The sequence below is a fragment of the Comamonas testosteroni genome, from assembly GCF_014076415.1.
Lineage (GTDB): Bacteria > Pseudomonadota > Gammaproteobacteria > Burkholderiales > Burkholderiaceae_C > Comamonas > Comamonas testosteroni_F.
This window is the reverse complement of sequence record NZ_CP043568.1, coordinates 3083114-3109588: the sequence shown is the minus strand read 5'-3', so window position 1 is coordinate 3109588 and position 26475 is coordinate 3083114. Positions and strand designations below refer to the sequence as shown.

The window sequence follows — 26475 nt, the reverse complement described above, 5'->3', positions numbered from 1 at the left end:
GTGATCAAGGGCAAGAGGGTGGCAAAAGGGATTAGAAATCTTCGGGAGCCCAGACGGTGACGCCGCTTTTGCGGGCGGCCGCGATCTGGGCTGTATCGAATGTGGCCAGTGGCAGGCGCAGCGACTGCGCCAGCCACAGGTATGCGGCATCGTAGGTGGGCAGGCCGGTATCCAGCGCCACATCCAGCACGGCCTTGTGCTGTGCAGGAGCCAGGTCGTGCAGCTCCACGCGATGGCGAATGGCTTCCAGTACGCCCCACAGACCTTCGACCGATGTCTGCGGGATACGGCCATTATTCACGCCTGATGCAATCAGGTTGCCGCATTCCCACTGCCAGAGGTTGGGGGCTTGCGGGTCCACTTCATCGCGGCGGATACGGGTGTAGAGGCGTCTGGTGTGCTCGCTGGCGTCGTCAGGCAGCAACCAGGCGGCGGTGACGGATGCATCGAGCACAAAAGCGGTGGCGCTCATGCCTGGTTCCGTCCTGTGTGGCGCAGGCCGGTGATGCTGTCAGCGGCGTTCGTTGCAGTTGCTGGCGCTTTCACCGTCTGCTGCAGAGCCGAGATCTGCTCCAGCTCGCGTGCAATCTGCTCATCGGTGATCACTGGCTTGCGGCGCATGGGCAGCATGCGCACGACTTCCTTGCCGTGGCGCGTGATGCGCACTTCCTCGCCTTGCTCGACCATTTCGACCAGGGCGGAAAAGCGGCTTTTGGCTTCGTAGATACCGATAGATTGCATGGCGGAAAACAAAAAAATCTGGCTAGAACCAGCAGTTCAGGCCAGATTTTAGCATTCTGACCAGATTTTTCAATCTGGTCAGATTTCAAGGGGCTTGCTCAGTCAGCGCGGTAGTTGGGCGCTTCCTTGGTGATCTGCACGTCATGCACGTGAGATTCACGGATGCCGGCTGCGGTGATTTCCACAAACTCGGCCTTCTGGTTCATCTCGGAGATCGTGGCGCAACCGCAGTAGCCCATGGAGGCGCGCACGCCGCCGGCCATCTGGTAGACGATGGAGACCATGGAGCCCTTGTAGGGGACGCGGCCTTCGATGCCTTCGGGAACCAGCTTGTCGGCATTGGGGTTGCCGGTGGACGATTCCTGGAAGTAGCGGTCGGCCGAGCCTTGCTGCATGGCACCGATGGAGCCCATGCCGCGGTAGCTCTTGTACGAGCGACCCTGGTACAGAATCACTTCACCAGGAGCTTCTTCGGTGCCGGCAAACATGCCGCCCATCATGATGGTGGAAGCACCTGCGGCCAGAGCCTTGGAGATGTCGCCGGAGAAGCGGATGCCGCCGTCGCCGATCAGGGGCACGCCGGTGCCCTTCAGGGCGTCGGCCACATTGGAGATGGCCATGATCTGGGGCACGCCCACACCAGCCACGATACGGGTGGTGCAGATGGAGCCGGGGCCGATACCGACCTTGACCGCATCGGCACCGGCTTCCACCAGAGCCAGGGCGGCAGCGCCGGTGGCAATATTGCCGCCGATGACGTCCACCTGGGGGTAGTTCTGCTTGACCCAGCGCACGCGGTCGATCACGCCCTTGGAGTGGCCGTGAGCCGTGTCCACCACGATCGCGTCCACGCCGGCCTTGACCAGCAGCTCCACGCGCTCTTCGGTGCCAGCGCCCACGCCGACAGCGGCAGCCACGCGAAGGCGGCCCGATGCGTCACGTGCGGCATTGGGGAAGGTGGTTTGCTTGGTGATGTCCTTGACAGTGATCAGGCCCTTGAGCTCAAAGGCGTCGTTGACCACCAGGATTCGTTCGAGCTTGTGCTTGTTCAGCAAAGCCTTGGCTTCTGCAGGGCTGGTGCCGTCTTTTTCATTGACCGTGATCAGCTTTTCGCGGGGCGTCATGATCTGGCTGACCTTGACGTCGTAGCGGGTCTCGAAGCGCAGATCGCGGCTGGTCACGATGCCGACCACCTTGCCGCCGTCGCACACGGGGAAGCCCGAAATGCCGCGTTCTTCCGACAGCTGCAGCACTTGCAGCACGGTGTGTTCGGGGGTGATGACCACAGGGTCGTGCACCACACCGGATTCGTGGCGCTTGACCTTGGACACTTCAGCGGCTTGCTGCTCGGCAGTCATGTTCTTGTGGATCACGCCGATACCGCCTTCTTGCGCAATGGCGATGGCCAGACGCGCTTCTGTCACCGTGTCCATGGCGGCAGACACCAGGGGCAGGTTCAGGCGGATATTGCGAGTGAATTGGGTGGCGAGGGAAACGTCCTTGGGCAGGACTTCGGAGTAGGCGGGAACGAGCAGGACGTCGTCAAAGGTCAGTGCTTTTCCGAGAAGGCGCATGTGATGGCTCCAAAAGAAAGATTGTACCTGTGACTTGCCGCACAATGTGGGCTCGTGACCCAGAATCCCCAACGCCAGTCCAAGACTTATTGACTCCATGAACGCCATCAAGTTCGCTTTGTTTGCAGCCATTGCCTGCTGCACGGTCCCCGCAATTGCCCAGTGGCAATGGATAGATGGTCAGGGGCGCAAGGTGTTCAGCGACAGGGCTCCGCCGGCCGATATCCCTGTCAAGAATATTTTGCGCAGCCCTGGCGGTGCCAGGCCTGTAGCACCTTCTGCAATACCGGAGGTCGGCGCGGCCAAGCCCGTTGCGGAAGCCGGCGTGGACAAAGGGCTGGAAGAGCAAAAGCGCAAGATGCAGGAGCAGGAAGCAGCCAAGACCCAGGCCGAAAAACTGCAGAAGGAAAAGCAGCGCCAGGACAACTGCAACCGTGCCAGGCAGGCCAAGGCAACCCTGGCATCGGGCCGCTTGCTCTCCCATGTGAATGCCAAGGGTGAGCGTGGCTTCATGGATGAGGCCGCGCGCGATGCCGAGATCAAGCGTGCCGATGCCGTGATTGCTTCCGATTGCGGGCCCATGGCAGAGCCGGCGCAATAGTCGCCGGGATCTTCGCCGAAATCTCGATAAAAAAGCGCCGTCAGAAGGCGCTTTTTTTTGAGTCCTGCTGGTTGCCGGCTGCTGGCTAATAGCCCGCCTTGGCTCCGTCTCTCTGGCGTTTGAAAAGTCCGGCGCCGCGCGCGCCCTGGCGGGCAAAGCGTTCGCGTCGGGCAACCTTGGGGTCTACTGTCAACGGGCGATAGACTTCCAGGCGATCGCCATGTTTGAGAATCTGGCCAGGATTCGCGACTTTGCCCCAGATACCGAGCATGTCGGCAGCCAAGGGGTCGGGCAGTTGCAGGTCAGGCAAGGCTGCTGAGGCGGTCACTGCATCCAGAGCTTGCTGGACAGTGCTGCCCGCGGCAAGCTGCAACAAGGCTTCCTGCACGGTGCCGGAGCAGGGCGAGATGCAGACCGTGATGTCGATCACCTCGGGCAGAGCATCAGCCATAGATTTGTTCGGCTCGCTTGATGAAGGCGTCGACCATGGAGCCTGCGATGCGGTCAAAGACCGGGCCGATGATGGCGGCTACGGCTGCGTTCTCGAAGCCGTAATCCAGCTGCAGCTCGACCTTGCAGGCGCGTTGCGTGCCGTCGCCTACAGGATGAAAGCGCCAGTGGCCTTCAAGACGCGAGAAAGGTCCCTTGACCAGACGCATGCTGACCTGCTTGCCGCCGTCATCCATGCTACTGTTCGTGTTGCGCGTCACGAAAGACTTGCGCAGTCCGCTGAACGCAATACCTACCTCGGCTGTCATGCCTGTGTCGTCCTGCTCCAGAATCTTGGCATGATCGCACCAGGGCAGAAAGTCGGCATAGTGGGCCACGTCCGTCACGAGAGCAAACATTTCTTTGGGGCTGTACCAGATGAGGACGGACTTGTTGACGTTTTTCATGAACAAAGAGCAATCAGCAGGGCGCAAGAGCAGGGAATTGGCCTAGGCCAATACACCCAGAGGCGCGATGCGAAACTAAAATCATCGCTCAGAGGCGAGACGGCAATCCAGTATTGTAGGGAGAGCTTTCATCTCCGGTCCGCCTGCAACTAATATTCCATGGCCAAGAAACCAGAAACTTCGTCGCGCATTGCCGACAATAAAAAAGCAGCTTTCAACTATTTCTTCGAGGAGCGCCACGAAGCCGGCATGGTGCTGCACGGCTGGGAGGTCAAGGCCCTGCGCAGCGGCAAGGTGCAGCTCACCGATGGCTATGTGCTGATCAAGGACGGCGAGCTGTTCCTGCTGGGCTGCCAGATCAACCCGCTCAAGACCGCTTCCACCCACGTCAATCCCGACTCGGCACGCATCAAGAAGCTGCTCCTGAAAAAGGATGAGATCAAGCGCCTTGTCGGCAAGGTCGAGCAAAAGGGCTATACCCTGGTGCCCATCAATCTGCACTGGAAGAACGGTTACGTGAAATGCGAGATTGCCCTGGCCAAGGGCAAGGCCGAGCATGACAAGCGCGATGTGATCAAGGACCGCGAAGGCAAGCGCGAGGTGGAGCGCGCCATGAAAAACCGCAACCGTTGACCTGCCGCGCCTGGATCTATCTTCCGCACTGACACAGTTCTGACATCAAGGCCCGCTATGTTGGGCCTTGCTTTACTGACATATCGCAGCAAGGAGTTTGGTCATGGGCACTTGGTCGCACGGCAATTTCGATAACGACACCGCATTGGACTGGCTGGCCGATATCACGGGCCAGCTCATCGATGAAATTGCCGAGGTCCTGGACTCGCCCGAGGCCTTGCAGGCGGGCGAGCCGGAGTCGGATCTGGTTCCCTGCCGCATCGAGCTGCTGTGCGCCATGGCCGAGGGCGGCATGCATCCGCTGTGGCCGGATCTGCAGACGCTGGAGCATTGGAAAGCCACTTATCTGCAGGCCTGGGACCAGAGCATCGACGAGCTGGAGCCCGAGGAGGGCTACAAGCAGGACCGTCGCATAGCGATCATCGAGACCTTCGATCGCATGATCGCGCTGGCTGCAGCAGCAGAGGAAGAAGGCGCTGACGAAGACTGGGGCGAAGAATAAGTGCGGCAGTCATGCACGGCGCAGGCTTCCGGCTTGCGCCGCGGCAGCTGTCTTACGGGTTTTCGCCGTAGCGGGTCTTGAAATCGAACTCCAGGCGTTCGCAGTCCTGAGTGGTTTTGAACTCCTGGGTCTTGCGTTCGGCCTCGGGCTTGGCCGTCTGTTTCCAGCAGATCTTGATGGTTTCTGCTTCCGTCCAGCGCTGCTTGCTTAGCGGATCGTCCATGAACTGGCCGATGAGCATGAGCGCGCCAAAGATGATCACGGGCAGGGCGATGAGCCAGACCACCAGGCGGTTTTTGGCAGGGGCTGCGGGCTTGGAGGTCTCGGTTTGGGGTGTGTCGCTCATAGTGGTTGCCGATTATCCGCAAGCCGATGATGAAGACATTAATGCAACGCATGAAAATTCATGATCGCTGTTATCGGCACAAGGCCGCGTGGGTATGTAGCCGCAAACCTATAATGTTCGGCTGATTTGCCTGTCTGCGCAGCTCCTGAAAAAGCAGCGCCGGGCCGTACTGATCGCAGGCGTCATGCAGGCGTCTTCATACCAAACACCATGAGTACACCCACTTTTTCCGTTGCGGACATCCGCAAGACGTTCCTGGATTTCTACGCTTCCAAGGGCCACACGGTTGTCGCGTCCAGTTCGCTGGTTCCCGGCAACGATCCGACGCTGATGTTCACCAACTCCGGCATGGTGCAGTTCAAGGATGTGTTCCTGGGCACGGACAAGCGTCCCTACAATCGCGCAACTTCGGTGCAGGCCTGCCTGCGCGCCGGCGGCAAGCACAACGACCTGGAAAACGTGGGCTACACCGCGCGCCATCACACGTTCTTCGAAATGCTGGGCAACTGGTCCTTCGGCGACTACTTCAAGAAGGAGTCCATCGAGTGGGGCTGGGAGCTGCTGACCAAGGTTTTCGGCCTGCCCGCCGAGAAGCTGCTGGCCACGGTCTATCACGAAGACGACGAAGCCTATGACATCTGGAAGAACGTCATCGGCCTGCCTGCCGAGCGCATCATCCGCATCGGCGACAACAAGGGCGGCAAGTACAAGAGCGACAACTTCTGGATGATGGCCGACACAGGCCCCTGCGGCCCCTGCTCGGAAATCTTCTACGACCACGGCGAGCACATTGCCGGCGGCCCTCCCGGCAGCCCGGAAGAAGACGGCGACCGTTTCATCGAGATCTGGAACCACGTGTTCATGCAGTTCGACATGAAGGAAGACGGCTCCGTGGTCAAGCTGCCTGCACCTTGCGTGGACACCGGCATGGGCCTGGAGCGCCTGGCTGCCATCCTGCAGCATGTGCACAGCAACTACGAGATCGACCTGTTCCAGGCATTGATCAAGGCAGCCGGCCGCGAAACCCATACCGAAGATCTGAGCACTCCTTCGCTGAAGGTGATTGCCGACCATATCCGCGCGACCTCCTTCCTGGTGTCCGACGGCGTGATTCCTTCCAACGAAGGTCGTGGCTATGTGCAGCGCCGCATCATCCGCCGCGCCATCCGTCACGGTTACAAGCTGGGCCAGAAGACTCCCTTCTTCCACAAGCTGGTGGCCGACCTGGTCGTACAGATGGGCGATGCCTATCCCAAGCTCAAGGAGCAGGAAGCGCATATCACCAGCGTGCTCAAGGCCGAGGAAGAGCGTTTCTTCGAGACCCTGGCCAACGGCATGGAAATCCTGGACAGCGCACTGGCCGGCGACGTCAAGGTGCTGCCCGGCGATGTGGCCTTCAAGTTGCATGACACCTACGGCTTCCCGCTGGACCTGTCCAACGACGTGGCGCGCGAGCGTGGCGTGACGGTGGACGAGGCCGGCTTCAACGCCGCCATGCAGCACCAGAAGGAAACTGCCCGCGCAGCCGGCAAGTTCAAGATGGATCGCGCGCTGGAGTACACCGGACAGGGCAACACCTTCGTGGGCTACGACAAGCTGGCAGAATCTGCAAAAATCGTAGCGCTTTACGCTGACGGTGTATCTGTTTCCGAGCTGAAAGCAGGTCAAAACGGCGTGGTTGTTCTGGATGCCACTCCTTTTTATGCAGAATCCGGTGGCCAGGTCGGCGATCAGGGCGTGATTGTTGCGGGTGGCAACCGCTTTGCCGTGGAAGACACGCTCAAGATCAAGGCCGATGTATTCGGTCACCACGGCGTGCTGGAAGCCGGCAGCCTGAAGGTGGGCGATGCCGTTGAAGCACAGGTGGACACCGCCGTGCGCGCTGCAACCATGCGCAACCACTCGGTCACACACATCATGCACAAGGCCTTGCGCGAAGTGCTGGGCGCCCATGTGCAGCAAAAGGGCTCGCTGGTCAATGCCGAGCGTACCCGCTTCGACTTTGCGCACAACGCCCCGGTGACTGCCGAGCAGATCCGCGAGATCGAAGCCCGCGTCAATGCCGAGGTGCTGGCCAACACCGCCACCGATGCACGCGTGATGGATATCGAGTCGGCCCAGAAGACCGGCGCGATGATGCTGTTCGGCGAGAAGTACGGCGAAACCGTGCGCGTGCTGGACATCGGCTCCAGCCGCGAGCTCTGCGGTGGCACCCATGTCAGCCGTACCGGCGACATCGGCCTGTTCAAGGTGGTGGGCGAATCCGGCGTGGCCGCTGGCGTGCGTCGTATCGAAGGCATTACGGGCGAGAACGCGCTGGCCTATCTGCAGTCGCTGGAGTCCACCGTGGACCAGGCTGCGGCCGCTTTCAAGGCTCCTGCAGCCGAGCTGACCAACCGCATCGGCGGTGCACTGGATCAGATCAAGGCACTGGAAAAGGAAATCGCTGCGCTCAAGGGCAAGCTGGCTTCCAGCCAGGGCGACGAGCTGGTCACGCAGGCTGCCGACGTCAAGGGCGTCAAGGTGCTGGCCGCCAAGCTCGAAGGCGCCGATGCCAAGACCTTGCGCGACACCATGGACAAGCTCAAGGACAAGCTGGGCGCGGCCGTGATCGTGCTGGCCGCCGTGGATGGCGACAAGGTGCAGCTGGCTGCCGGCGTGACCAAGGCCGAGACCGCCAAGGTCAAGGCCGGCGAACTGGTGAACTTTGTGGCCCAGCAAGTGGGCGGCAAGGGCGGTGGCAAGCCCGATATGGCCATGGCCGGCGGCACCGATGCCGCAGCCGTGCCCGCAGCGCTGGCCAGCGTCCAGGCCTGGGCGGCCGAGCGCCTCTGAGCCGAGCGCCTGTAAGCGCAAGACAGGGGCGGCCAAGGCTGCCTTGTCCCAAAACAAAACGCTCCTCAATGAGGAGCGTTTTTTATTGTTGGAGCGAACCCTTGGAAACTGGCATAACCCAAGTCGGAGACACCGAGGAAGGGCCGCCCCGCACCGAGGGTGTCGTCCCCCTTTCCTTAGCGCGAAGCGCGTAGAGAAAAGGGGGCGCCCGGCTAGGGGAAGGCGCAAAGTGCCTCAGGGGGTTACTTCTTCCTGAACACCAGGTCCCAGACGCCATGACCGAGGCGGATGCCGCGGTTTTCGAATTTGGTTAGCGGCCGGTAGTCGGGCTTTTCGGCGTAGTTCTCGGCCGTGTTCTGCAGCATGGGTTCTGCGTTCAGCACTTCCAGGATCTGCACCGCGTAGGGCTCCCAGTCGGTGGCGCAGTGGATGTAGCCACCGGGCTTGATGCGAGCGGCCAGCTTGGCGATCAGCGGGCTCTGGATCAGGCGACGCTTGTTGTGCTTTTTCTTGTGCCAGGGATCGGGGAAGAAGATGTGCACGCCGTCGATCGAGGCTTCGGGCAGCATGTTGTCGATGACTTCCACGGCATCGTGTTGCAGGATGCGGATGTTCTCGATCTCCTGCTCGCCAATGCGCTTGAGCAGCGCGCCCACGCCGGGTTCGTGCACTTCGCAGCACAGGAAATTATCGTCGGGGCGCACGCGGGCGATATGGGCGGTGGCTTCACCCATGCCGAAGCCGATTTCCAGAATCAGCTTGCCGTCGCGGCCATAGGCGGCTGCGGCGTCCAGAGGAGCCTTCTGGTATTGCAGCAGGAAGCGCGGACCCAGTTCTTCAAAAGCCTTGGCCTGGCCCGTAGTGGTGCGGCCGGCGCGGCGCACATAGCTTTTGATGGTCTTGGGATAGGCCACGCCTTCGGGTGCCTGGCCTTGGGATGCTGCGGATGCGTCAGCGGCTGGCACGTTTTCGGCCATATCGGTGGTAGGTGTTGGATTAGAAGAAGTCACGGGGCGATATTGTAGGTTTGGCGCCAGCACCGGACCCAGAAGTCCAGCGCCAAAGGCAAGGCGCTTGCGGGGCTTTCGCTGCTGCAGGATGCGTCTGCGGGCGCTTGTGGCAGGCCGAGCCGCTGTGCCGCGGCAGACAGCACGGTCAGCGGCTGGCTGACATCCACGGCGGGTGCGCCATGCTGTTTGGAGAGCTTTTCTCCGTTGTCCATGCAGACCAGCGGTGTGTGCAGATAGCGCGGCTGGGTCAGGCCCAGGGCGCGCTGCAGCAGCAGCTGGCGCGGAGTGTTGTCTGCCAGGTCTTCACCGCGCACCACATCGGTGATGCCTTGCTCGGCGTCGTCAACGACCACGGCCAGCTGGTAGGCCCAGAGCCCGTCCGCGCGGCGCAGCACAAAGTCGCCCACGCTGTTGATCAGGTTCTGCTGCTGCGCGCCCAGACGCCGGTCCTGCCAGTGCAGCACGGGGCGTCTGCTTTCCAGGCAGTGTTGTCTGGGTGCTATGCTTTGTGTAGCTGTTTGCGCTTTTGGAATGGTTGTTTTGAACTGGTTCTCTTGTAATTCATGCACCTGCTGCTCCAGTGCAAAGCGCCAGGCCCGGGCGGGCTTGCCTTGCAGGCCATGACGGCAGGTTCCGGGGTAGGGCCGTTCCACATGTCGCTCGTGAGTCAGTCCCTGTGCCTGCCAGGCGGCTTCGATGTCTTTGCGCGTGCAGCCGCAGGGGTAGGCCATTTTTTGCGCCTGCAGCTGTTGCAGCGCTTTTTCATAGAGTGCATGACGCTGCGACTGCCAGACCACGGGGGCATCGGAGTGCAGGCCACAGGCGGCCAGCTGGCGCAGGATTTCCTGGTCGGCACCAGGCTGGCAGCGTGGCGGATCGATGTCTTCGATGCGAATCAGCCAGCGTCCGCCTTGGGCGCGTGCATCCAGCCAGCTGGCCAGCGCCGCGACCAGAGAGCCGGCATGCAGCGGTCCGGTGGGAGAGGGCGCAAAGCGCCCGATATATGGCCCCGTGCTGGGAGCGCTGGAGGAGGGACGGGAGAGGGCCGCTGTCATGAGGGACGCCATCTTACGCCCCTTGACTGCGCGCAGTTGGCTCAGGCCAGGGCCAGCCCCATTTCCAGACCCGAGACAAAAGCGTCTTCCACCCGCATGCCTATGCACCAGTCCCCGCACAGGCCCAGGCCTGCCGAGGGGTCGTGGCTGAACGGTCTGCCCAGGGGCGCCAGCGTCTGGGCATGCTGCCAGAGGTAGACGCTGGCATGGCGCGGCGCAACGCGGATGCCGGTGATTTCGCCAAAGGCCTTTTGCAGCTTGGCAAGCACACGCGTGGCGTCGTCATGGCGGTGCTCGTTGGACCACAGCGGATTGGCATGAATCGTCCAGCGCTCGGTCTGGGCGCGGCCGGGTTTGGAGGACTCGCGGGCCACCCAGGCAACGCGCTCATGCGTGCTGCGTGCGGCATTCCACTGCGGGCCCAGCGTGGTCAGCCCGGCCTGTGCGGCCATGGGGTAGGACAGCGTCATGGCCCAGCAGGGGGCCATTTCCACGGGGGCCAGGGTCCTGGCCAGGGCAGCACCCTGCGGCGCTGTCTGCAGCAGTTGCGCGGCCACGGGCGCCGGCACGGCCAGCACCACGGCATCGAAGTCGGCTGCAATCTGCGGGCCGTGGTCTTCGGTATCCAGCATCAGGGACCACTGATGGCGGCTGTGGTGGCTGCCGCTGGCAATGTGGTGGCTCATGGCGCGCAGGGACTGTCCCAGGTGCAGGCGCCCGGCATCCCATAGCGGCGCTGCCCAGGCCAGTGGCAGCGATTGCATATCGGGCATGCCGACCCAGTGGGTCTCGCGCACCGGCGTGTGCTTGTCGACTCTGCGGCCCTGGGCGTTGCGGGTCTGAACGCTGTTCAGGCTCCAGGCGCGCAGATTGCCGGGCGTGATGTCCAGCACTTGCTGAAAGCGCGGGTCGCGCACGGTGAAGAACTGTGCGCCGATGTCAAAGCTGCCGTAGGGGCCGCTGACCGAGCGCATACGTCCGCCGGCCTGGGTCAGGCGCTCGTAGACATGGACGTCGTGCCCGGCCTGCATCAGCGTGCGGGCACAGGCCAGACCGGCAATGCCCGCGCCGATGACGGCAATGCGCTTGGCACCGGTATGCAGGGAGGAGGAAGAAGCGGAGGCAGTTGCGGACGCGCGAGTGCGGGAAGCATTCATGAAAAAGCCTTTTCGACACCGTTTGAGTTCTAGCGTAGCAGCTATCCAAAGGATAGCAAGTGCTGCTTGTGCTGAATTGTTGCAGCGCAACTCACTCTACACCTCCCACGTGATGGCTGCGACGCGCAGCAGCTTATTGACGGTGATGGTTTTCCATAAGCGCCTTGCGCGTGGCGGGGCTTTCGAGTTGCGTCAGCCACCACTGAAGGGCGCGTCCGGGAGTGCGGTGGGCGGGGCCGGGCCATGCATAGTGCAGGCGCAGATTGCGACTGGCGCGCTGCACCTGTCTTGTGACCAGCAGGCCGGCATCCAGATAGGCCTGAACCATGCCGCGTGGCAGAAAGCCGGCGCCAATGCCGCGTATCTGAGCCTCCAGCTTGGCCTGCATGCTGTCCACGGTGAGCACGTCCTGGCCGTTGACCAGGCCAAAGCTGGAGTTGCTGCGCACGCCCGAGTCGGCCACGGCCACCATGCGGTGCTGCAGCAGCAACTCGTCAGACAGCGGCTCATCGAGTCCGGCCAGCGGGTGGTGCGGCGCGACGGCGAAGACGAAATCAATCTCCCCGATTTCGCGCTTCTGCAGTTCGGAGACATTGCTGGTGTTGACCGCCACGCCAATGGCCAGATCGGCATGGCCGCTGGTCAGTACTTCCAGCGTGCCGTTGAGAATGCCGTCGCGCAGCTTGAGCGTGGTGGGCGGGTTCAGCGCATAAAAGGCTTCGACCAGCTCGAAGATGGGCGTGCGGGCCACGGCCCCGTCGATGACGATGGTCAGCTGCGGCTCCCAGCCCGTGGCCACGCGCTTGACGCGGTGCGCCACGGCGTCGATCTCCTGCAGCAGGCGGGCGCCTTCGCGCAGCAAGGCCTGGCCGGCCTCCGTGGCCTGGGCATGGCGCGAGCTGCGGTCAAACAGCAGCACATCGAGCGCGTCTTCGATCTGGCGCACGCGGTAGGTCAGCGCGCTGGGCACCAGGCCCAGGGAGCGCGCAGCGGCGGCAAAGCTGCCGGTTTCGGCAATGGCCTGCAGCATGGCCAGGCTGTCGGGGGTGAGCACATCGCGGGAGCTGGGCATGGTGAGATTGATGATTCAAACAGTTTGAATGATGCCATCAACGCCGTTCAGCCACGGCCTGACAGGCGACTTCTACAGTAGAGCCCATAGAGACAGTCACTTGAACGAAAGGAAGCACACCATGATGACTCTGCGCAAATCCCAGGAACGCGGCTACGCCGACCACGGCTGGCTCAAGTCCTATCACAGCTTTTCGTTTGCCGGTTACTACGACCCGCGCCATATGGGTTTCGGCAATCTGCGCGTGATCAACGAAGACAGGATTGCCCCCGGCACGGGCTTTGGCTCGCACGGCCACCGCGACATGGAAATCATCAGCTATGTGCTCGAAGGTGCGCTCTCGCACAAGGACAGCATGGGCAATGAAACCCCCATCCTGCCTGGAGAGGTGCAGCGCATGAGCGCTGGCTCGGGGGTGGTGCACAGCGAGCAGAACTATGCCAAGGAGCAGACCACGCACTTTCTGCAGATCTGGCTGCTGCCCGCTCGGACAGGTATCGAGCCAGGCTATGCCCAGAAGACATTCAGCGAGGTGCAAAAGCGCGGGCGTCTGTGTCTGGTGGCTTCACCCGATGGTGCCGAGGGCTCGGTTCCCATGAACGCGGATGCACGCTTGTATGCCGGTCTGTTCGACGGCGCAGAGGCTGCCGATGTGGCCCTGCCGGCCGGTCGCAAGACCTATGTGCACCTGGTGCGTGGCGAGCTGGACGTGAATGGACAAAAGCTGACAAGCGGCGACGCCGCACTTATTGAAAATGAGGAGCGCCTGCGCCTTGCCAATGGCCGGGCTGCGGAAGTTCTGGTGTTTGACCTGGAACCTTGAGTCTGACGATTTCAAGGCTTGTACTGATATGAACCAACGCGGCCCTGGGTCGCAATGACTGGAGTTGAGATGTTGAATCAATTGCGAAATCCTCTGGACCTGGCGGGCCGTGTGCTGATTGCCCTGCTGTTCCTGCCTGCGGGCATTCAGAAAATCAGCGGCTTTGCGGGCACCGTGGGTTATGCCGCGTCGGTGGGCATGCCCATGCCCCAGGTCGCGGTGGCGGTGGGCCTGGTGATCGAGATCGTGGGCGGTCTGGCCATCCTGCTTGGCTGGCACACGCGCTGCGCGGCCTTGATCCTGGGATTTTTCACGCTGATCGCCAGCTTCTTCTTCCATAACTTCTGGGGCGTGCCTGCAGAAGCCGCCATGATGCAGCAGCTGCTGTTCTGGAAGAACATCGCCGTGGTCGGGGGCCTGCTTGGCTACGCCGCCCATGGGGCAGGCGCCTGGAGCATGGACGGCCGCAAAGGCTGAAGCATGAGGCCGCGCAGGCTGAAAGTGCGCAAGCGGTCATGGCTTTGATAAGCTAGCGCGCTCTCGCAAGACAAGGCCCGCCGGGTGTCAATCCGGCGGGCCTTTATTTGGCACAGATTCACGATGGCGCGGCGGATGGCTGCGCCGATACAAGCAGGAAAAGCAGGAAAGAAGAAATCATGAGCAATATCGTTGTGGTCTACCACTCCGGCTACGGCCATACCCAGCGCATGGCGCAATCCGTGGCCCAGGGCGCGGGCGCGCAACTGCTGGCCATCGACGCCGATGGCAATTTGCCCGAAGGTGGCTGGGAGCAACTGGCTGCGGCCGATGCCATCGTCTTCGGCGCGCCCACCTATATGGCCGCTCCGAGCTGGCAATTCAAGAAATTTGCCGATGCCTCGTCCAAGGCCTGGTTTGCCCAGGCCTGGAAGGACAAGCTGTTTGCCGGCTTCACCAACAGCGCGAGCGTGCAGGGCGACAAGCAGGTCACGCTCGATTATTTCTACCACCTGGCCATGCAGCATGGCGGCGTGTGGGTGGGGCTGGGCCTGCTGCCTTCGAACACCAAGGCCGCCCAGCGCAACGATGTGAACTGGATGGGCAGTTTCTGCGGTGCCATGGCGCAGTCCCCCTCTGACTCTTCGGCCGGCGAGATGGCCGCAGGCGATCTGGAAACCGCACGCCAGTTTGGCGAGCGCGTGGCCAAGGCAGCAGCACGCTGGGCAAGGTAAGCAGCGTTGAGCTGCTATCAAATCAAAAGCGGCTGGCGTTGATCATCAAACGATCTCAGAGATCAAGTCTTCTGAAATCGGCAATGAGCAAGCGCCAGCCGCTTTGTTTTTGATAGTGGGTGAAGAATGCCGGCCTATTCCATCAAATGCTTTTTGATGGGGCGGGGGTGAACCAGCTCGGTACGCGACAGATCGGCGCCCAGCGAGTCGCGACCATCAAAGACAAAGCAGCCGCCGTCGTAGAACTTGCCGTCGGTTTCCTCGAAATATTTGAGGATGCCGCCTTCGAGCTGGTAGACGTTTTCGATGCCTTCGTCCTGCATGAGGATGGCGGCCTTTTCGCAGCGGATGCCGCCAGTGCAGTAGCTGACCACGGTCTTGCCGGCGAATTCGTCCTTGTGCTCGCGCAGTGCCGGCGGGAATTCGGTGAACTTGGTCAGGCGCCAGTCGATCGTGCCGGCAAATGCGCCTTCGTCCACTTCGTAGTCGTTGCGCGTGTCCAGCGTCACCACCTCGCGGCCCTCGTCGTCATGGCCTTGCTCCAGCCAGCGGCGCAGCGTGGCCGGGCTGACCGATGGCGCACGGCCATGGGCGGGTCGTATGGCGGGATGATCCATGCGGATGATCTCGTTCTTGACCTTGACCAGCATTTTGCGAAAGGGCACGGTCTCGGACCAGCTTTCCTTGGGCGCCAGGTCGGCAAAACGCGGGTCTTGTTTCAGCTGCTCCACAAAGTCGCGTACGGCTTCGGCAGGGCCGGCCAGGAAAAAGTTGATGCCTTCTTCGGCCAGCAGCACCGTGCCCTTGAGGCTCAGGTCATGCGCACGCTCCAGCAGCGTCTGGCGCAGCTGGTCGGCGTCGGGCAGGGGCGTGAATTTGTAGCAGGAGATGTTGAGTATGTCGGCCACGTCGATATCCGGGGGGGCGGCCGCGCGGCTGCTGCATCGACGGTGATGCAGCTCAGACCGGGGCCGTCAGCTCTGCCTTGATTTTATTGGACAGCTGTGCCACTGCGAGGGATGCGGGTGCTCCGGGCATGGCCTGCAGCAGCAGCTGGCGGCGCATCACGGCCTCGCGCACGGCGGAGTCGACCGGAATATCGCCCCAGTGGGTCAGCTGCAGCGGCTGGCCGGACTCGGTGGTCACGAAGCGGTTGAGCACCTGCTGCAGCTGGCCCGTGATGGCGCGGCCATCGCCGGGGCGTTGCGCCTGGTTGATGACCAGACGGATCTGCTGGCGCTTTTGCTGCAGGGCCAGCACCTTGATGGCGGCGTAGGCATCGGTCAGCGAAGTGGGCTCGGGCGTGGCCACGACCAGCACCTCGGTCGCCAGAGACACGGAGAACAGCACCACATCCGAGATGCCGGCACCGGTGTCGAGCAGGATGATGTCGTAGCGCGGGCGCAGCAGCTCCACCGTGCGCATGAACTGGGAACGAATCTCGGGGGTGAGGCGCGAGTACTCGATCATGCCCGAGCCTGCCAGCAGCACCGAATAGCCGCCCGGCGTGGTCAGGATGGCATCTTCCAGCGTGGATCGACCTGTGAACACATCGTGCAGCGTGACCTTGGGGTAGAGGTTGAGCACTACATCCAGATTGGCCAGGCCCAGGTCCGCGTCCAATACCAGCACGTTGAAGCCATGACGCGTCAGCGCAGCAGCCAGATTGGCGGAGACGAAAGTCTTGCCGACACCGCCTTTGCCGCTGGTGACGGCAATGATGTGGGCCTGCTTGTTGCGGCCAGGCGCCCGCAGGGCATCTTCCATGGATATATGAGCGGGCAAAGTAGGGTGAGGGGCCAAGGTGTCCATCGTCTCAAGGCGTTATGACCTGGCTTGCGGCGTCGGTGTTTACGTCTGGTGCTGTATTGTCAGAGACATTTTCCTCTAACGAAGCGGCAGGCAAAGGGCTGAAAAGCAGGCTTTTTTCCTCGGCACTCACCGTACTGTCGGGCGGATCCTCCACGCAGACGCAGTTGCGTCCCGCGGATTTGGCCAGATAGAGCTGGCGATCGGCACGCTCGGTCCACAGTTGCGCCGTGCTGCGAATCCATTGCTGGGCGTAGACCCCGCCAATACTCACCGTGACCTTCAGCGACTGGCCGGAGGACACGGCGATGGAGTTGCTTTCGATGGCCTGGCGCAGGCGTTCGGCGACCGCACGGCCTTGATGCGCAGGACAGACCGGCAGCACTATGGCGAATTCCTCGCCACCGAAGCGCGCCAGGGTGTCCATGGGGCGAATGATTTCGGACAGGGTCTGTGCCACGGACTGCAACACCATATCGCCAGCAATATGACCGTGCTCGTCGTTGATCTGCTTGAAATGGTCGATGTCCAGCATCAGCAGCAGTGCGGTTTCTCCGGAGCGGGCCACGCGGTCGATCTCGCGCTCGATCACGGAGCGGAAATGGCGTCGGTTGGCCAGCCCCGTGAGGGGGTCGCGCAAAGACAGTGCGCACAAGCCATCAATCAGTGCTTGCAGGTAATGGGTGGGAGTGTCAGTGGGCAGACGGTTATCACTACCGCCCGCGCGAGTCACCAGATTGTGTGCGGTGGCAAGGCGCAGATCGCGCAAAAACACGGATTGGTGAGGGGCGGATGAGGTCACGACAAACTATCAATGATGACCGTCAGTGTAGCAGCGCCCCCTATCTTTTTGTGGATGTAGGCTTTTCGTCAGCGTTGATCTGAGTGAGTTCTGTGGGGAAATTGCCAAGCGTTCGCAGAAAGTCGGCATCCGTGCGGTAGAGCCTGATGGGGCTGCCTTCCTTATGCAGCAGGCCGGCGCGCTCCAGCCTTTGCTCGGCCGGCAGCTTCAACCCCACCACGTGCAGCAGACCGCCGCGCAATGCGACCAGGCGTTCCAGTCGGGCAAAGGTTTCGACTCCGGTGATGTCTATGCTGTTGATGGACTGCATCAGCAGCGCCAGGTCTTTGGCCTGGGGCGCTTGCTGCAGGGCGTCGGCCGCGTAGCGCTCAAGTGCCGTGGCCGTGGCAAAGTCCAGGTCTGCATCCATGCGCAGAGCCACGACTTCAGGTGCCAGGGGGGGCAATTGCCAAAGCTGGCGGCTGCGCAGGCTGCCGTCGGGATGCTCGCCGACCTCGATGATGCGCGGGTGCAGGTGGTGATAGAGGTAGTAAGCCTGGCTGAGCATGATGCCCGCGAACACACCCCAGTACATGCGCGGGGCGGTGACGATGGTCAGCACCAGCGTGGCGACGCTGATGCAGGCTTCGACCTTGGAAATCCTGAAAAGCTTGAGAATGGCGCTGGGCTTGACCAGGTTGAGCACGGCGGTGATCACGATGGCAGCCAGCGTTGCCTGAGGCACATGGTAGAGCCAGGGTATGAACCAGAGCACGACCACAACCACCAGCAAAATGGAAAAGACGTTGGCGTAGCCGGTCCTGGCACCTGCGAGCAGGTTGACGGCAGAGCGCGAGAATGAAGCGCTGGTGGCAAAGCTGCCGAACAGGCCGGCGCTGATCTTGGACAGTCCCTGGGCAATCAGATCCTGATTCTCGTTCCAGCGCGTGCCGGCCTGCTGATGCTCGACCTGGGCACTGGACGCGGTTTCCAGAAAGCTGACCAGGGAGATGACCAGCACTGGCATGATCAGGGCGCCGAACTGCTCCCAGTCCAGCATGCCGGGCCACTGGAAGCTGGGCAGTCCCGCTGGCAGGTGGCCAATCACGGCTCCGCCCGCATCGGCAAAACCCGTGATCCAGCTGATGAAGCCGCTCAGGCCGATGATGAAAATGGCCGAGGGAAAAGCAGGACGCCATTTCTTGGCCAGCATCAAAAGAGCCATGCTGACCAGGCCGTAGGCGATGGATTGGATGCTGAACAGATAGATGGACGGCGAGTGCCAGACGGTGGACCAGTCAGCGCGCATGCCCAGAAGAGTGGGCAGCTGCGAGGCCAGAATCAGCAGGGCTGCTGCCTGGGTGAAGCCTGCCAGTACGGGGGAGGTGACCAGGTTGAGCAGCCAGCCCGCGCGTACCACGCCCAGACTCCATTGAACCAGGCCCGACAGAATGGCCATCCACGCAGCGAGCACCACCCACTGGGCCGAGCCCGGTTCGGCCATGCCGGTCAGAGAGGCGCCGATCAGCAAGGCGCTCAGCGCCGTAGGCCCCACGCCCAGCCGGGGTGAGGGGCTGAAGAGAATGGCCACTGCGGCCGGAATGATGGAGGCATAGATGCCGGTAATCAGCGGCATGCCCGCCAGCGCGGCGTAAGCCACGCCCTGGGGCAGCAGCATCAGGCCCACGGTCAGGCCGGCCCAGAACTCGCCGCGCAGCAGGCCGAAAGTCGGTTTGGGCCAATTGAGAAAGGGCAGCCATCGGGCCAGGGATTGCATGGAAGTCATGATTGCGGCAGAACTAAATCCTCTGCAAGCTTAGTCGGGCTTTGTTGTGCAGGGATTAAAAACAGGACGAGGCTACGACATTGGCCGAGGGGACGCCTTGTTCCAAAGTGACTCGAGGCGCGTTGCCCAAACCGGGCCGGCATGGCATCGATGGCGGCAAGGGGTCGGCGGATGGCCGATGAGTACGGGAGGGGGTGCCCGCCAGATCCGCGCCCTGCCATGCGACCGGGTGGGTCGCTGGCTGCTTGTGAATGATGCCCACGTTGAAATCGACTCGAAGACAGAGAAAACGGCGCCAACTGCTATGCATTTTCAATGTTGATGCCTTGTTTCATCCTAGCACGCTGCCCGCGCATATGCTGGGCAGCGCTCCCGTTTCGGGGCGGGAGCGGCCATAAAAAAGAGAGGCTCATGGCCTCTCTGTACACCTTGTGGTGTGGTGCGCGCGGTAGCTGAGCCACCTGCTGTTTGTCAGTTGCCCAGGTTGCGAATCGCCTCGGGAGTGTACTGGCTGGGTTTGAGGTCGTCCTTGCCCAGAATCGGTGCCTTGGGGCGCTCCTGGACCAGATTCATGCTCACATAGGAGCCGGCATTCAGGTCATAGTAGAACGATGTGCCCGCATGCCATTTCTTGATGTCGTAGGCATAGTAGTAGTTGATTTCACCGTGCTGCCACAACTGGCCGCGTGCGTCGTAGAAGTCGCCCGAGACGGCGTGGCCGGTGTCTTCGTCGATGAACATCACGCGCTTGGAGTACAGGTGACGGAAGCCGGGCTTGAGCTTGCCCTCCAGCACCCAGACACGGCGCAGCTCATAGCGGGTGTAGGCAGGGTTGGGGTGACCTGGCTTGAGCAGATCGGCGTATTTCATCTGCTGGTTGATGCGGAAGGTGTTCGCAGGAATGAACATCTCGCGCTTGCCGTGCATGGTCCACTCGTAGCGCTCGGAGCCGCCATTGAACAGGCGTTCTGAGTCGATGGTCGCCTTGCCGCTGGTGCCGGGGGAGGGCTGGTCATAGCCGAACTCGGGCAGTTGTCGCACGCGGCGAGTGCCGGGATCGTAATTCCAGGCCAGGCGCTTGTCCGTGCCAAAGTTCATGGGCTCGATGGACAGAATCACACCACCTTTTTCGCGCTCGGGCAGGATGGAGAAATTGGTCACATAAGCGTATTTGCCTTCGTTGGGCTTGCCCAGATTTTCCTTGGAGTCATAACGACTGAGCTGGATATAGCTGGTGCGGCCCCAGGCAATATCGCCGCTCGCGCCCACCAGAGCCATGTCGCGTTCCACCTCTTCGGTGCTGGCGCGGCTGGGCATGAGGTTGTTCCAGAGCAGTTCCAGGCCGGTCTTGGGAATGGGGAAGGGCAGAGCGCCCATGAAGCCCTTGACGCCATTGCCGTCGTTGACTACCTCGGCTTCCAGCGCATTGCGCTTGATGACGGCGCAGATATCGTCGTCATAACGGAAGTCGCGGTGGCCCGGATAGACGGGAATGCGCATGGTGGCGGGGAACTTGCTGAGCAGCGCCTTCTGGCCGGCGCTGAGCTTGTCGCCATATTGCGCCATGTTGGCGGCCGTGATCTCGAACAGCGGCTTTTCATTGGCGTAGATATCGGGCTGGAACTGTCCCACGGACCTGGTGAACTTCACGCCGGGCGGCACGCCCAGTATCTTGCCCGTGAATGGCGGAATGCTGCCATCGGCATTGCCGGCCTTGATGGCGCCGGTGCAGGTCAGCTCCTTACCCAGCTTGTCGGCTTCCGCGGCGGGAACCTTGGCACAGGCGGCTCCTGCGCTCAGCAAACCTATGCACAGCATCAGCGCTGTGCTCATCGTCTTTTGTTGCATTGCTCTTGTTTTCCTGGTGAAAAAATGGTGCAGGCCATGGCCTGTGAGCATTTATTCTTCAGATATTTGTCATGACATGAATCGTCTGTTGGGACTAATCGACAGCATCCGAGGCAAGCCCAGGACGCAAAAAAGGCAGCGCCGTTGCCGGAGCTGCCTTGGGCCGGGTCAAAAATGACTAGGGCGTGTTGAGATTTAACGTGAATTGATCACAGCCGATGCCAACGTGATGGCAGCAGCAAAGCTGCTGTCTGCCTTGTCGCAGCGCATTGCAATACGTTTGAACTCCTTGAGCTTGCAAAAGAAGTTCTCGAATTTTTTGGCGACTCTCCTCTCCCGCCAATATGCCCGCGCTTCGCGGGCATATTGCCTTTTTAGGCTGTTATCACTGGCTTGGATTGGATGTTCACAAGCAACCGGCCACGGGCCATCCATAAGTTGGTCAAGGCAAACAAGGTATGCAACTGCTGAGTGTTCTTGCTCAAGCCTCGGTAGCGAACTTTGACATGACCAAATTGCCGCTTGATGACCCGGAATGGGTGCTCGACCTTGGCCCGTATCTTGGATTTGACCTGCTCAAGTTGCTCCTGCAAGGCGGAGATCGGCTCCATCAGATCCAGGGCCTTGCGCTTGCTGCGCTTCATCGCAATATGCCAACGCAGTTTGCGCTCAGGTGTGGCCGCAGGCATGTCGGGACGCTTATCAGCACCTTGGTAGCCAGCGTCGCCATATCCATTGGTTTCTTGTCCGTGTAGCAAACTGTTGGCTTCAACTACATCGTTGATGTTGGCTGCGGTGCCTCGTACGGTGTGCACCAACCTTGAGTCTGCCATCCACGCCAATGTGGGCCTTCATACCAAAGTGCCACTGGTTACCTTTCTTGGTCTGGTGCATCTCTGGATCACGAGACCTGGTGCTGTTCTTGGTGGAACTGGGCGCTGCAATTAGTGTGGCATCCACGATGGTGCCGGTACGAAGCAGTAGCTTTTTGCCCTCCAGCAGGTCTGTGACGGTTTGCAGAATCTGCTCCGCCAGCTTGTGCGTTTCCAGCAAATGGCGAAAGCGCAGGATGGTGCTCTCATCGGGTGTAGCGCTGTCCCATGACAAGCCCGCAAAGTCCCGGAACAGTGGCATGTCATGCAGCGCTTCCTCCATGGCAGGATCGCTGAGGGTAATAAACCACTGCTGCATGAAGTGGATGCGCAGCAACATCTCAACGGGAAACGGTGGTCGGCCTTTGCGCCCTTCTGGAGCGTATGGTGCAATCAGTGCCAGCATATCCCTCCAGGGCACAACCTGCTGCATCTGTTCAAGGAATTCGCGTTTGCGTGTCTTCTTGGTGGAGAGGTTCAGGCCGAGATCAGTTTGCTGCATGGGCCGGAATGCTGACGCACCCGGCACGCAGTGCAAGCACATGCGTTGAGGATTTATTCAGAGATTCCCTAGCTGGCGTGGCGGTTGCCACCACACTTTGTCGGCGCCATAGACCTGCATGTTGGCCTGCCAGACACGTTCAATTTTCTGGTCGCAATGAGCGTGGGTACAGTGCTTATGTGGCTCGCGCAGCAGCTCCACATATCTTCGATATGCCGACGGAGCGGCTTGCAAGACTTACTTCCGGCGAGAACTTGTTTGACTTCTTCATGGCTTAATCCTCTCAGGGTGTTGAGTCTCCTCAAAAGCCGGGGCGATTCACATTCATAGATCAAATTTTCCCAATAGAGATGATGCGATCTCTCCAATCCGCTGTAAAGCCCGGATGTGTAAAATCTCAAAACTCCCTGGAATATTAAGTCGGATACAGTTCAGATACGATCTTGAAGCACTAAATATTGTTCCGGGAACAATTAAAATTCGATCATCGAGACATGCCTTGAAAAGGATTTGTGAATCCAAATTGCTCGGTAGCTCAAGCCATAGAGTGGATCCGCCATCAGGGTTTGTGACACGAGTACCTGGCGGGAATGAGCTCTCTATAATTTGGCGTGCCTCTTGCAAGACCTGATGATTTATTTTATGCAGCCTGCGCAACTGACGACTATAACTAGACTCTGCGAGCAATGTCATCAACGTAATTTCATTGATTGCGCAGTTTCCACCAGAAAAAGCTGTCTTTAACATTCTTACTCTCTCACTGAAACGGCCAGCTTGCAACCATCCAATTCGTAGTCCTGGTGCAACTGTCTTCGAGTATGAGCTGCACGTAAGCACCCAACCATCTTTGTCAAACGATTTTACCGCTCGACGAAGTGTGTCACTTGGGGACAGATCATTATATATTACGTCCTCTATCAAGGGAATTTGTCGTTGAGTGACTAACTCCGCAAGACGCTTCCGCTCACCAATTGGCATACTAGTCCCCATTGGATTTGATAGCGTCGGCGTGGCAAGTATGGCATCTACCTTTAAATCCCGCAAAGCTAGTGAAAGTGCATCAACAGATAGACCATATCTAGGGTGAGTTGGGATCTCCAGCGCGCGGAGCTTTAATGCTTCAAGAATCTGAAGAAATCCAAATGAAGTTGGTGACTCAAGCGCGACCGTGTCACCAGGCTTAAGCAAGGCACAAAGACACAAGCTAATCGCTTCTGTAGCTCCGGTCGTAAGCACTATTTCATTAGGGTCAAGAATGCAACCCAGCGAAAGACTGCGCTGTGCAATAGTTTTACGCAGACCATCGTGGCCTAAAGCAACTGGATATCGGCTTAGCGCTCCAGCACTTTGCTGAATGGCTTTTGTCATCGCACGTTCAATCTTGCCTGTTGGGAGCTGTGTCACTGTTGGATACCCAGAGCCAAAAGAGATCAGGTCGGGCATCCCAGCAGAGTTCATCACCATCTCGATGAGTTCTGCGACTGCGACTGGCGCTGCATATGCTGGAGGAGTACTGACTTCTGGCTCAAGAAGGCCCCCAGGCCATCGCGTGACGAAGTGACCAGCTTTGGGCCGAGTCTCAATCAACTGAGCATCTTCAAGGCAACGATATGCCTCCAGCACCGTTGACAGCGAGACCGCGTGGGTGAGGGCTGTCTGTCTCAAAGATGGGAGGCGCTCCCCTGGCTCATAGGTACCAATCCGTATAGCTGCCTCGATATCGTCTGCGAGCTTTTTGTACTTGGGAATCCTCGGGGTGAAGTGGTTCGACATTTTTAGAATCTTGAGAATTTCCTGAACTGAGCCAGCTCGAACAAGTACAGCTCAAGCCAGATCGCATGAGTACAGATTGTAATTTGTCCTAGCTGTACTGATCTGAACTGGTTTTCTTGTGTCTAGCATGCTAAGGCAACAACATAGAAGATTGAGCACGAACGAACTACTTACTAGTGTTGGATCCAAAGCATGCAAACGATACTGACAGAAGTTTTTAAGCTGGAAAAATCGCCAGGAATAGATCCATTTTCAGTCTATCGTCGATCAGTTCTGCAATATGGCAACGAACATGCTTTCCTCGCTGAGTCAATTAGTGGCCCATTGGAGGATTGCCGGAATTCACTAGTGGCAATTGGCCACCTTGCAACTATTAGCATTAATCAAGATGCTATTAGTGTTAATGCAAACGATGTCATCTCAAAAAATCTAATAAAAACAATTGAATCATCATTAGAGGCTGAAATTCAGTTTAGTGCGTCTGGTGAGGCGAAAATAAAATCGAAGAAGCAGATTTGGGACGTGCTCAGAGCACTGACCGCATCAAGTTATAGATCGGACCTGGCCAGCAACGGATTTCACGCTGGTTTCGTAGCTCGTATTGACTACGATGCGGCAGCATTCATCGAGGATTTTTCTTGGCGTATGCCGAGAAAATCTTCACCACTTATTCGACTTGATCTCTTTCAGCATACTGCTGTATTTCAAGAGGACTGCATTTTCCTATATGTAAATCGTGCCAGCGGCTTTGGTGACCCAGTTGTGGCAGACTTGAAAGCACTATTTACACCGGCAGAGCAGCCCCTCAAAATTCTACCAAAAAATGTTGATGTAAATTTTTCGTCCACTAAAGAAGAGTATCTTTTGGCTTGCCATAAAGCTCTGGAGCACATTCATGCTGGAGATATATACCAAGTTCAACTTGGTCACAGCATAGATATTAGAAACGAGATGCCTCCAAGTGCTTTTTACGCATTATTACGAGAGCAAAATCCTTCGCCGTATATGTTCCTGCACCAAGCTCCAGATATGGATCTTGTTGGGGCCAGTCCAGAGAACTATGTTCGTGTAGAAGGTCGACGTCTTTCAATGCGTCCAATTGCAGGGACGTTGGGTAAATCTGAGGATCTAGATGCTCAGAAGCTCTATGCAGAACTCACTTCATCACAAAAGGAAAATGCAGAACACATAATGCTTGTGGATCTTTGTAGAAATGATGTTGGGCGACTGTGTGAACCCGGAACACTCACCGTTTCCAGCTTGATGAAAATGGAAGAATTCCCTTCACTATATCACCTTATATCTACTGTAGAGGGTAACTTGCAACCTGAGGTCGATCCTGTTGATGTGCTTATGGCTACATTTCCCGCTGGAACCATGGTTGGAGCACCTAAGATTAGAGCAATGGAGATTATTGAAGATCTAGAGAACTCACCTCGTGGACAGTATGCGGGCGCAATCGGATTTATCGGCTTCGATGGCTCAATGAATATGGCACTTTGTATTCGAATGGCTTGTCATAAAGACGGGAATTACCAAATTCGTGCGAGTGCCGGCATTGTGTATGACTCCAATCCAGAGCGAGAATGGCAGGAGACGCTGACAAAGATGCGGTTATTGTATCGGACGCTAACCAATAAGGAGATAATTTCATGAATGTCATTCTAGTAGATGCCTACGACAGTTTTATCTACACCATTGATCACTATCTGCGGACGCTTGGGTTGGTGACCAAGGTTATGCGTTGCGATGATTCTGAGCTATTCTCGGAGCTGACTATTAGACCTTCATTTGTGGTACTTGGTCCAGGCCCCGGACGACCAGAAGAAGCCGGATACCTACAAATCATCGACCAATACAAAGGTGTCATACCAATTTTGGGCGTCTGCTTAGGTCATCAAGCAATTGGCATGGCATTCGGTGGGGAGATCATTCGTTCCAACACATGTATGCATGGCAAAACAAGCAGAATTATTAATGATGGTCTTGGTGTTTTCAGAAATAATGGAGGGAAGCCCTTCGCTGCAACCCGATACCATTCACTTGTGGTGAGCGAAAAAAATTTACCTGCGGATCTAGTAGTTAGCGGATATGCGAATGATGATCATCAGATAATGGGATTACGGCATCGATTTATGCCAATTGAAGGTGTTCAATTTCATCCCGAGAGCATTGCAACCAAGGATGGGGCCTCAATATTTTCGTGTTTTATTGAGGAATATGTTTTTTCAAGCATAGTTCCTCATGTCCAAGTGGTTGCTTGATTTTAAATAAGGAGTGTGTAATGGCGAGAAAATCTTATGATGCCGTAGTCTTTGATGCTAAAAAATCCTCTTGGGAGTCGTGGTCAAAGCCTGGAGCAAACGGGCGAGTAAAGATATTCAATTCCAATGGTAAGCGCTTGCGCTTGCTTGAGCTCCCAGCGGGGTTTGATGAACAGCATTGGTGCTTGATCGGTCATCAAGGCTATGTTTTAGAAGGTTGCTTCACCATAATTTTCGATGATGCCTCATTTGATTGCTGTCCAGGCATGGCATTCTCAATTCCAGATGGCGTTCGCCATCGATCTAAAGGTACCCAGGAAGGTCGTACATTGGTATTCGTTGTGGATACTACAGCTCAGGCATTAATTGATATAAATTAATAAT

General features: G+C 58.8%; 27 protein-coding genes and 1 pseudogene. 10 read left to right on the top strand and 18 right to left on the bottom strand.

The genetic code is table 11. From position 1 onward, the window contains the following. Nucleotides 1–31 precede the first annotated feature (31 nt). The 3 genes from F0P97_RS14150 to guaB all read right to left on the bottom strand — a co-directional run bounded on the left by F0P97_RS14150 (nucleotide 32) and on the right by guaB (nucleotide 2315). Nucleotides 32–472: a type II toxin-antitoxin system VapC family toxin gene (locus F0P97_RS14150; RefSeq protein WP_182282898.1), complete on the bottom strand. Its 441-nt coding sequence runs from the start codon at nucleotides 470–472 to the stop codon at nucleotides 32–34. Further along, entirely contained in the window at nucleotides 469–741 is a 273-nt protein-coding gene (locus F0P97_RS14145; RefSeq protein ID WP_182282897.1) for a type II toxin-antitoxin system Phd/YefM family antitoxin, read from the bottom strand. The genes F0P97_RS14150 and F0P97_RS14145 overlap by 4 nt, the downstream gene beginning before the upstream one ends. A gap of 98 nt (nucleotides 742–839) precedes the next feature. Then, entirely contained in the window at nucleotides 840–2315 is a 1476-nt protein-coding gene (gene guaB, locus F0P97_RS14140) for an IMP dehydrogenase (protein ID WP_003074909.1), read from the bottom strand. A gap of 97 nt (nucleotides 2316–2412) precedes the next feature. On the opposite strand from guaB, the gene F0P97_RS14135 reads away from it, so the two are divergent. Next, nucleotides 2413–2916, top strand: coding sequence for a DUF4124 domain-containing protein (locus tag F0P97_RS14135; RefSeq protein WP_182282896.1), 504 nt, complete (start codon nucleotides 2413–2415; stop codon nucleotides 2914–2916). 85 nt (nucleotides 2917–3001) lie between these two features. Here F0P97_RS14135 and F0P97_RS14130 read toward each other — a convergent pair whose 3' ends face one another. Together F0P97_RS14130 and F0P97_RS14125 are read right to left on the bottom strand one after the other, a co-directional pair. Then, complete coding sequence (locus F0P97_RS14130) at nucleotides 3002–3367, bottom strand: RnfH family protein (RefSeq protein ID WP_182282895.1); 366 nt, start codon at nucleotides 3365–3367, stop codon at nucleotides 3002–3004. Beyond that, nucleotides 3360–3812 (bottom strand): type II toxin-antitoxin system RatA family toxin, encoded by a 453-nt coding sequence (locus tag F0P97_RS14125; protein WP_182282894.1) that lies wholly within the window; start codon nucleotides 3810–3812, stop codon nucleotides 3360–3362. Before F0P97_RS14125 ends, F0P97_RS14130 begins: the two co-directional genes overlap by 8 nt. A gap of 159 nt (nucleotides 3813–3971) precedes the next feature. Between F0P97_RS14125 and smpB the strand changes: the two genes are divergently transcribed. Then, complete coding sequence (smpB, locus tag F0P97_RS14120; RefSeq protein WP_003054725.1) at nucleotides 3972–4445, top strand: SsrA-binding protein SmpB; 474 nt, start codon at nucleotides 3972–3974, stop codon at nucleotides 4443–4445. A 103-nt stretch (nucleotides 4446–4548) separates the two neighbouring features. Next, complete coding sequence (locus tag F0P97_RS14115) at nucleotides 4549–4947, top strand: DUF4259 domain-containing protein (protein ID WP_182282893.1); 399 nt, start codon at nucleotides 4549–4551, stop codon at nucleotides 4945–4947. Between the two features lie 52 nt (nucleotides 4948–4999). Here F0P97_RS14115 and F0P97_RS14110 read toward each other — a convergent pair whose 3' ends face one another. Further along, nucleotides 5000–5293, bottom strand: a complete 294-nt coding sequence (locus F0P97_RS14110; protein WP_182282892.1) for a hypothetical protein — start codon at nucleotides 5291–5293, stop codon at nucleotides 5000–5002. 210 nt (nucleotides 5294–5503) lie between these two features. Here F0P97_RS14110 and alaS point away from each other — a divergent pair, with 210 nt between their 5' ends. Continuing rightward, nucleotides 5504–8128, top strand: a complete 2625-nt coding sequence (alaS, locus tag F0P97_RS14105) for an alanine--tRNA ligase (protein WP_182282891.1) — start codon at nucleotides 5504–5506, stop codon at nucleotides 8126–8128. Nucleotides 8129–8370: 242 nt separating this feature from the next. On the opposite strand, the gene trmB is transcribed toward alaS, so the two are convergent. The 4 genes from trmB to F0P97_RS14085 all read right to left on the bottom strand — a co-directional run bounded on the left by trmB (nucleotide 8371) and on the right by F0P97_RS14085 (nucleotide 12422). After that, a complete protein-coding gene (gene trmB, locus F0P97_RS14100; RefSeq protein ID WP_003074922.1) occupies nucleotides 8371–9105 on the bottom strand; it encodes a tRNA (guanosine(46)-N7)-methyltransferase TrmB in 735 nt (244 codons plus the stop codon). A gap of 29 nt (nucleotides 9106–9134) precedes the next feature. After that, nucleotides 9135–10193, bottom strand: coding sequence for a tRNA glutamyl-Q(34) synthetase GluQRS (gene gluQRS / locus F0P97_RS14095; protein WP_182282890.1), 1059 nt, complete (start codon nucleotides 10191–10193; stop codon nucleotides 9135–9137). 41 nt (nucleotides 10194–10234) lie between these two features. Next, nucleotides 10235–11350, bottom strand: coding sequence for an NAD(P)/FAD-dependent oxidoreductase (locus tag F0P97_RS14090; RefSeq protein WP_182282889.1), 1116 nt, complete (start codon nucleotides 11348–11350; stop codon nucleotides 10235–10237). Nucleotides 11351–11483: 133 nt separating this feature from the next. Further along, nucleotides 11484–12422: a LysR family transcriptional regulator gene (locus tag F0P97_RS14085; protein ID WP_182282888.1), complete on the bottom strand. Its 939-nt coding sequence runs from the start codon at nucleotides 12420–12422 to the stop codon at nucleotides 11484–11486. A 121-nt stretch (nucleotides 12423–12543) separates the two neighbouring features. Here F0P97_RS14085 and F0P97_RS14080 point away from each other — a divergent pair, with 121 nt between their 5' ends. From F0P97_RS14080 to F0P97_RS14070, 3 genes are all read left to right on the top strand, one after another. After that, on the top strand, nucleotides 12544–13245 hold the full coding sequence (locus F0P97_RS14080) for a pirin family protein (protein ID WP_182282887.1): 702 nt from the start codon (nucleotides 12544–12546) through the stop codon (nucleotides 13243–13245). A gap of 69 nt (nucleotides 13246–13314) precedes the next feature. Continuing rightward, a complete protein-coding gene (locus F0P97_RS14075) occupies nucleotides 13315–13722 on the top strand; it encodes a DoxX family protein (RefSeq protein ID WP_182282886.1) in 408 nt (135 codons plus the stop codon). A 179-nt stretch (nucleotides 13723–13901) separates the two neighbouring features. After that, entirely contained in the window at nucleotides 13902–14456 is a 555-nt protein-coding gene (locus F0P97_RS14070) for a flavodoxin family protein (RefSeq protein WP_182282885.1), read from the top strand. A 134-nt stretch (nucleotides 14457–14590) separates the two neighbouring features. Here the strand turns inward: F0P97_RS14070 and F0P97_RS14065 are convergent, their stop codons facing one another. The 8 genes and pseudogenes from F0P97_RS14065 to F0P97_RS14035 form a co-directional block, all read right to left on the bottom strand. Next, nucleotides 14591–15364: a sulfurtransferase gene (locus F0P97_RS14065; RefSeq protein WP_182282884.1), complete on the bottom strand. Its 774-nt coding sequence runs from the start codon at nucleotides 15362–15364 to the stop codon at nucleotides 14591–14593. A 52-nt stretch (nucleotides 15365–15416) separates the two neighbouring features. After that, nucleotides 15417–16268: a MinD/ParA family protein gene (locus F0P97_RS14060; protein ID WP_042438298.1), complete on the bottom strand. Its 852-nt coding sequence runs from the start codon at nucleotides 16266–16268 to the stop codon at nucleotides 15417–15419. A gap of 4 nt (nucleotides 16269–16272) precedes the next feature. Beyond that, nucleotides 16273–17067, bottom strand: a complete 795-nt coding sequence (locus F0P97_RS14055; protein WP_003074940.1) for a GGDEF domain-containing protein — start codon at nucleotides 17065–17067, stop codon at nucleotides 16273–16275. A 40-nt stretch (nucleotides 17068–17107) separates the two neighbouring features. After that, nucleotides 17108–18823, bottom strand: coding sequence for a SulP family inorganic anion transporter (locus F0P97_RS14050; protein WP_182287206.1), 1716 nt, complete (start codon nucleotides 18821–18823; stop codon nucleotides 17108–17110). Between the two features lie 480 nt (nucleotides 18824–19303). Further along, nucleotides 19304–20680, bottom strand: coding sequence for a DUF1329 domain-containing protein (locus F0P97_RS14045; RefSeq protein ID WP_182282883.1), 1377 nt, complete (start codon nucleotides 20678–20680; stop codon nucleotides 19304–19306). A 195-nt stretch (nucleotides 20681–20875) separates the two neighbouring features. After that, a pseudogene (locus F0P97_RS27600) lies at nucleotides 20876–20992 on the bottom strand (IS5/IS1182 family transposase); the annotation flags it as partial. A gap of 62 nt (nucleotides 20993–21054) precedes the next feature. Further along, a protein-coding gene (locus F0P97_RS14040) for an IS5 family transposase (RefSeq protein WP_182282882.1) occupies nucleotides 21055–22054 on the bottom strand; the annotation gives its coding sequence in 2 pieces (ribosomal slippage) (nucleotides 21055–21510 and nucleotides 21512–22054; 999 coding nt in all). 324 nt (nucleotides 22055–22378) lie between these two features. Then, on the bottom strand, nucleotides 22379–23827 hold the full coding sequence (locus tag F0P97_RS14035) for a PLP-dependent aminotransferase family protein (protein ID WP_182282881.1): 1449 nt from the start codon (nucleotides 23825–23827) through the stop codon (nucleotides 22379–22381). 192 nt (nucleotides 23828–24019) lie between these two features. Between F0P97_RS14035 and F0P97_RS14030 the strand changes: the two genes are divergently transcribed. The 3 genes from F0P97_RS14030 to F0P97_RS14020 are packed head-to-tail and all read left to right on the top strand — an operon-like array spanning nucleotide 24020 to nucleotide 26471. Further along, on the top strand, nucleotides 24020–25483 hold the full coding sequence (locus F0P97_RS14030; protein ID WP_182282880.1) for an anthranilate synthase component I family protein: 1464 nt from the start codon (nucleotides 24020–24022) through the stop codon (nucleotides 25481–25483). After that, complete coding sequence (locus F0P97_RS14025) at nucleotides 25480–26091, top strand: anthranilate synthase component II (protein ID WP_182282879.1); 612 nt, start codon at nucleotides 25480–25482, stop codon at nucleotides 26089–26091. Before F0P97_RS14030 ends, F0P97_RS14025 begins: the two co-directional genes overlap by 4 nt. 20 nt (nucleotides 26092–26111) lie before the next feature. Beyond that, nucleotides 26112–26471 carry a cupin domain-containing protein gene (locus tag F0P97_RS14020; protein ID WP_182282878.1) on the top strand — a complete coding sequence of 120 codons (360 nt, stop codon included), beginning with the start codon at nucleotides 26112–26114 and terminating at the stop codon, nucleotides 26469–26471. The last annotated feature ends 4 nt before the right edge of the window (nucleotides 26472–26475 follow it).

Excerpts from the sequence above, each read along its gene's own strand:
- F0P97_RS14150 (WP_182282898.1), bottom strand. The coding sequence starts at position 472 with ATGAGCGCCACCGCTTTTGTGCTCGATGCATCCGTCACCGCCGCCTGG.
- F0P97_RS14145 (WP_182282897.1), bottom strand. The coding sequence starts at position 741 with ATGCAATCTATCGGTATCTACGAAGCCAAAAGCCGCTTTTCCGCCCTG.
- guaB (WP_003074909.1), bottom strand. The coding sequence starts at position 2,315 with ATGCGCCTTCTCGGAAAAGCACTGACCTTTGACGACGTCCTGCTCGTT.
- F0P97_RS14135 (WP_182282896.1), top strand. The coding sequence starts at position 2,413 with ATGAACGCCATCAAGTTCGCTTTGTTTGCAGCCATTGCCTGCTGCACG.
- F0P97_RS14130 (WP_182282895.1), bottom strand. The coding sequence starts at position 3,367 with ATGGCTGATGCTCTGCCCGAGGTGATCGACATCACGGTCTGCATCTCG.
- F0P97_RS14125 (WP_182282894.1), bottom strand. The coding sequence starts at position 3,812 with ATGAAAAACGTCAACAAGTCCGTCCTCATCTGGTACAGCCCCAAAGAA.
- smpB (WP_003054725.1), top strand. The coding sequence starts at position 3,972 with ATGGCCAAGAAACCAGAAACTTCGTCGCGCATTGCCGACAATAAAAAA.
- F0P97_RS14115 (WP_182282893.1), top strand. The coding sequence starts at position 4,549 with ATGGGCACTTGGTCGCACGGCAATTTCGATAACGACACCGCATTGGAC.
- F0P97_RS14110 (WP_182282892.1), bottom strand. The coding sequence starts at position 5,293 with ATGAGCGACACACCCCAAACCGAGACCTCCAAGCCCGCAGCCCCTGCC.
- alaS (WP_182282891.1), top strand. The coding sequence starts at position 5,504 with ATGAGTACACCCACTTTTTCCGTTGCGGACATCCGCAAGACGTTCCTG.
- trmB (WP_003074922.1), bottom strand. The coding sequence starts at position 9,105 with ATGGCCGAAAACGTGCCAGCCGCTGACGCATCCGCAGCATCCCAAGGC.
- gluQRS (WP_182282890.1), bottom strand. The coding sequence starts at position 10,193 with ATGACAGCGGCCCTCTCCCGTCCCTCCTCCAGCGCTCCCAGCACGGGG.
- F0P97_RS14090 (WP_182282889.1), bottom strand. The coding sequence starts at position 11,350 with ATGAATGCTTCCCGCACTCGCGCGTCCGCAACTGCCTCCGCTTCTTCC.
- F0P97_RS14085 (WP_182282888.1), bottom strand. The coding sequence starts at position 12,422 with ATGCCCAGCTCCCGCGATGTGCTCACCCCCGACAGCCTGGCCATGCTG.
- F0P97_RS14080 (WP_182282887.1), top strand. The coding sequence starts at position 12,544 with ATGATGACTCTGCGCAAATCCCAGGAACGCGGCTACGCCGACCACGGC.
- F0P97_RS14075 (WP_182282886.1), top strand. The coding sequence starts at position 13,315 with ATGTTGAATCAATTGCGAAATCCTCTGGACCTGGCGGGCCGTGTGCTG.
- F0P97_RS14070 (WP_182282885.1), top strand. The coding sequence starts at position 13,902 with ATGAGCAATATCGTTGTGGTCTACCACTCCGGCTACGGCCATACCCAG.
- F0P97_RS14060 (WP_042438298.1), bottom strand. The coding sequence starts at position 16,268 with ATGGACACCTTGGCCCCTCACCCTACTTTGCCCGCTCATATATCCATG.
- F0P97_RS14050 (WP_182287206.1), bottom strand. The coding sequence starts at position 18,823 with ATGCAATCCCTGGCCCGATGGCTGCCCTTTCTCAATTGGCCCAAACCG.
- F0P97_RS14045 (WP_182282883.1), bottom strand. The coding sequence starts at position 20,680 with ATGCAACAAAAGACGATGAGCACAGCGCTGATGCTGTGCATAGGTTTG.
- F0P97_RS14035 (WP_182282881.1), bottom strand. The coding sequence starts at position 23,827 with ATGTCGAACCACTTCACCCCGAGGATTCCCAAGTACAAAAAGCTCGCA.
- F0P97_RS14030 (WP_182282880.1), top strand. The coding sequence starts at position 24,020 with ATGCAAACGATACTGACAGAAGTTTTTAAGCTGGAAAAATCGCCAGGA.
- F0P97_RS14025 (WP_182282879.1), top strand. The coding sequence starts at position 25,480 with ATGAATGTCATTCTAGTAGATGCCTACGACAGTTTTATCTACACCATT.
- F0P97_RS14020 (WP_182282878.1), top strand. The coding sequence starts at position 26,112 with ATGGCGAGAAAATCTTATGATGCCGTAGTCTTTGATGCTAAAAAATCC.